Annotated in this window: 3 protein-coding genes; 1 reads left to right on the top strand and 2 read right to left on the bottom strand. The window is 69.9% G+C overall.

Annotated elements, in window-relative coordinates:
- Positions 1–35: 35 nt before the first annotated feature.
- Together LG634_RS37440 and LG634_RS37435 are read right to left on the bottom strand one after the other, a co-directional pair.
- Positions 36–254, bottom strand: a complete 219-nt coding sequence (locus tag LG634_RS37440; RefSeq protein ID WP_226741004.1) for a type II toxin-antitoxin system antitoxin — start codon at positions 252–254, stop codon at positions 36–38.
- On the bottom strand, positions 251–1,174 hold the full coding sequence (locus tag LG634_RS37435) for an SPFH domain-containing protein (protein WP_226741002.1): 924 nt from the start codon (positions 1,172–1,174) through the stop codon (positions 251–253). Before LG634_RS37435 ends, LG634_RS37440 begins: the two co-directional genes overlap by 4 nt.
- Positions 1,175–1,426: 252 nt before the next feature.
- Between LG634_RS37435 and LG634_RS37430 the strand changes: the two genes are divergently transcribed.
- Positions 1,427–3,667 (top strand): transglycosylase domain-containing protein, encoded by a 2,241-nt coding sequence (locus LG634_RS37430; RefSeq protein ID WP_226741000.1) that lies wholly within the window; start codon positions 1,427–1,429, stop codon positions 3,665–3,667.
- The last annotated feature ends 86 nt before the right edge of the window (positions 3,668–3,753 follow it).

The following is a 3,753-nucleotide window of genomic DNA, read 5'->3' as shown; positions in this document are numbered from 1 at the left end:
GGCCGAATACACACGTCCCCGCGGGCACACCCCCATCAAGAGGGCGGTAGTTTCCGTGGGCGACCCCGCGGCGGGATAGGCGCGGGGTTGGCGGGGAGGCGGCCCGCGTCCGCCAGCGCCTTGCGCAGGAGGTACTCGATCTGCGCGTTGGTCGAGCGGAGCTCGGCCCCGGCCCAGCGGGCCAGGGCCTCGTAGACCTGCGGGTCGAGGCGCAGCAGCACCTGCTTGCGCTCGGCCCGCCCCGCCCCGCTCACTGGTACAGCGTGCCCGTGTTCACGACCGGCTGCGCCGCCCGGTCACTGCACAGCACGACCATCAGGTTCGAGACCATGGCCGCCTTCCGCTCGGGATCCAGCTCCACGATGTCCTCCTCGGCCAGCCGCGCCAGCGCCAGTTCCACCATGCCCACCGCACCGTCCACGATCTGGCGCCGCGCCGCGACGACCGCCCCCGCCTGCTGCCGCTGGAGCATCGCCGAGGCGATCTCGGGCGCGTACGCGAGGTGCGTGAAGCGGGACTCCACGATCCGGACCCCGGCCGCCTGCACCCGCTCCTGGAGCTCGACGTCCAGCTTCTCGGTGATCTCCTCGGCGTTCTCGCGCAGCGACAGCGTGCCCGCCTCGTGCGCGTCGTACGGGTACTCGATCGCGATCTGCCGGACCGCCGCCTCGGCCTGCGTCTCGACGAATTCGCTGAAGTCGTCGACTTCGAAGGTGGCGAGCGCGGTGTCCTCGACCTTCCACACCACGACCGCGGCCAGCTCGATCGGGTTGCCGTCCGCGTCGTTGACCTTCAGGACGGCCGTCTCGTGGTTGCGCACCCGGGTGGAGATCTTCGTGCGGGAGGTCAGCGGGTTCACCCAGCGCAGACCGTCCGTGCGGAGCGTGCCGCGGTAGCGGCCGAACAGCTGGACCACCCGCGCCTCGCCCGGCGCTACCGTGTTCAGCCCGCACATCATCAGGAACGAGCCGATGAACACGAGTACGCCCAGCGGGATCAGCGACGCCTTCAGGGCGGTGGCGGACGCGACCGCCCCGACCACGACCAGCGCGACCCCGCCCAGCAGGCCCAGCAGCCCGCCCAGGAGTGCCGTACCGCCGCCGACGCTGTGCGCCGGGAACTCCCGTACCGGCTCCTCCGCCGTGTCCACCGCGTCCGCTCTGGTGTCGCTCATGTCCGCCCCCACTTTCGTGCGTTTCCGTGTCGTCGGTCCGGCAACCGCTGCCGTGCGCCGCCGTTCCCTAGCAAAGTGATATCACTTTTTTGCGGCGGAGCAACCCCGGGAGATCCTTGTGCGTCGGTTCCCCCGGGACGGGTGCTCATTCTCACGTCCGGAAAAGCCCGGATTGACCGATCTTTGTCCATTCCCGCGGTGTTAGTTTTCTGAGCTGACATCGGGGGGTTCACGAGCGGAGCAGTGGGAGCGATGGGCCGAGCAGAAGCGCGACGCGCTCAGAAGCGCGGATCGCGGCGGGCGCCGCGCGCACGGCAGAAGAACAAGCGGTCGGGCATACGCCGGTTCTTCACCTGGAAGAAGATCCTCGGCACCGTCCTCGGCACGATCCTGCTCGGCATGGCCGCGCTGATCGGTCTCTACTTGTACGTGGAGCCGCCGAACCCCAACAGCGAGGCGAAGCTGCAGAGCAACGTCTACGAGTGGTCCGACGGCACCGTCATGACCCGCACCGGCACGGTCAACCGCGTCATGGTGCCGATCGAGAAGGTCCCTGAGGACGTCCAGTTCGCGTTCGTCGCCCTGGAGAACAAGACGTTCTACCAGGACAACGGCGTGGACGTGAAGGGCGTCGCCCGCGGCCTCATGAACACCGCACTCGGCCGCGGCAAGCAGGGTGGCTCGACGATCACCCAGCAGTACGTCAAGAACTACTACCTGACCCAGGACCAGACGGTCACCCGCAAGCTCAAAGAGCTGGTGATCTCCCTGAAGGTCGACCAGAACACGAAGAAGCCCCAGATCCTCGCGGGCTACCTCAACACCAGCTACTTCGGGCGCAACGCGTACGGCATCCAGGCCGCCGCGCAGGCCTACTACGGCGTCGACTCCGACCAGCTGACCCTGGCCCAGGGCGCCTACCTCGCCGCCCTGCTCCAGGCCCCCAGCCAGTACGACTGGGCCGTCGCCGGGCCGACTTCCCGGGAACTCGTCATGGGCCGCTTCAACAAGGCCCTCAACAACATGGTCGAGATCGGCAAGCTCAGCCCCGAGAAGCGGAAGGCCGTGAAGTTCCAGCAGCCCATCCCGCCCAAGCCGGCCCCCGGCCGCGAGGGCCAGAAGGGCTACCTCGTCCAGGCCGCCGAAGCCGAACTGCGCGAGCAGAACATCTCCGAGGCCGAGCTCAACGCCGGCGGCTGGACCATCCGCCTCAGCGTCGACAAGAAGCGGCAGGCCGCCCTGGAGAAGGCCGTCAACGACGAGCTGGAGTCCAAGCTCGACCGCAAGGGCCGCAAGACCGACGCCGCCGTCCAGGCCGGCGCCACCTCCGTCGACCCCAAGACCGGCCGCATCGTCGCCATGTACGGCGGCACCGGCATGAAGCAGAAGTGGGCCAGCAACGCGCTGCGCACCGACTTCCAACCCGGCTCCACGTACAAGCCGGTCGTGCTCGCCTCCGCGCTGGAGAACGACGCCGAGACCCAGGACGGCAAGAAGATCACGCCGCGGACCATCTACGACGGCACCAGCGGCCGCCCCGTGGTCGGCAGCGACACCCCCTTCTCCCCGGAGAACCAGGACCAGAAGGACTACGGTCCGATCACCGTCCAGGAGGCCACCAACCGGTCGGTGAACTCCGTGTACGCGCAGATGACCGTGGACGTGACCCCGAAGGCGGCCAAGAAGACCGCCCTGCAGCTCGGCATGAAGGACCGGCCGGGCTGGCCCGACGACCGGCCCGCCACCTCCCTCGGCACCATGAGCGCCAACACCGTGGAGATGGCGGCCGTCTACGCCACCTTCGACCGCCACGGCAAGCGGGTCCGGCCCTCGATCGTCGAGTCCGCCACCGCCGCGAACCGTACGTACACCCCGCTCAAGCCGATCGGCGACCAGGCCATCAGCAGCGAGACCGCCGACACCGTCACCAAGGTGCTCACCGGCGTGGTCGAGGACGGCTCCGGCCAGAAGGTCGACAGCAGCGCCTACGAGGCCGCCGGCAAGACCGGCACCACCGAGTCCAACGTGGCGGCCTGGTTCACGGGTTACACGCCCGAGCTGGTGACCGTGGTCGCGATGTTCGGCGAGGAGCCCGGCACCGGCAAGCAGGTCACGCTGACCGGCACCGCGGGCGGCGGACGTGCGGGCGGCTCGACCTTCCCCGCCGCGATCTGGCGGGCGTACACCCTCGACGCCCTCGACGGCGTGGACACCGGCCGCTTCGAGCTGCCGGACGCCGACATGGGCAAGCCGGACCCGGCCGAGCAGCCGACCGCCTCGCCCAGCCGGTCGAAGAGCAGCGAGGCGGTGACCCCGTCGCCGAGCCGCTCGCGCAGCGCCTCGCCGTCGCCGAGCGCCTCCCGCAGCTCGGAGGCGCCGGAGCCGTCGCCCTCGCGGTCCTCGGCCAAGCCGCGCCCGTCGCGGACGGCGACACCGTCGCAGAGCGCGACCGCTGATCCGGAGGATCCGGTGGGCGAGGGGGGCCAGCCGTGAGCCGGGCCCGCGGATGATGTGGGGAGGGGGGGGGGCCCGGGCCCCCCGGGGCCCCCCCCCCCCCCCCAAAAAAAAAAAAAAAAAAA

It is taken from the genome of Streptomyces bambusae, from assembly GCF_020532645.1.
Classification (GTDB): Bacteria; Actinomycetota; Actinomycetes; order Streptomycetales; family Streptomycetaceae; genus Streptomyces; species Streptomyces bambusae.
Note: the sequence above shows the minus strand (reverse complement) of the source record. Positions and strands in the feature narration are given on the sequence as shown.

Bases quoted from the DNA above. Each gene is read 5' to 3' on its own strand.
- LG634_RS37435 (WP_226741002.1), bottom strand. From the start codon at position 1,174: ATGAGCGACACCAGAGCGGACGCGGTGGACACGGCGGAGGAGCCGGTA.
- LG634_RS37430 (WP_226741000.1), top strand. From the start codon at position 1,427: ATGGGCCGAGCAGAAGCGCGACGCGCTCAGAAGCGCGGATCGCGGCGG.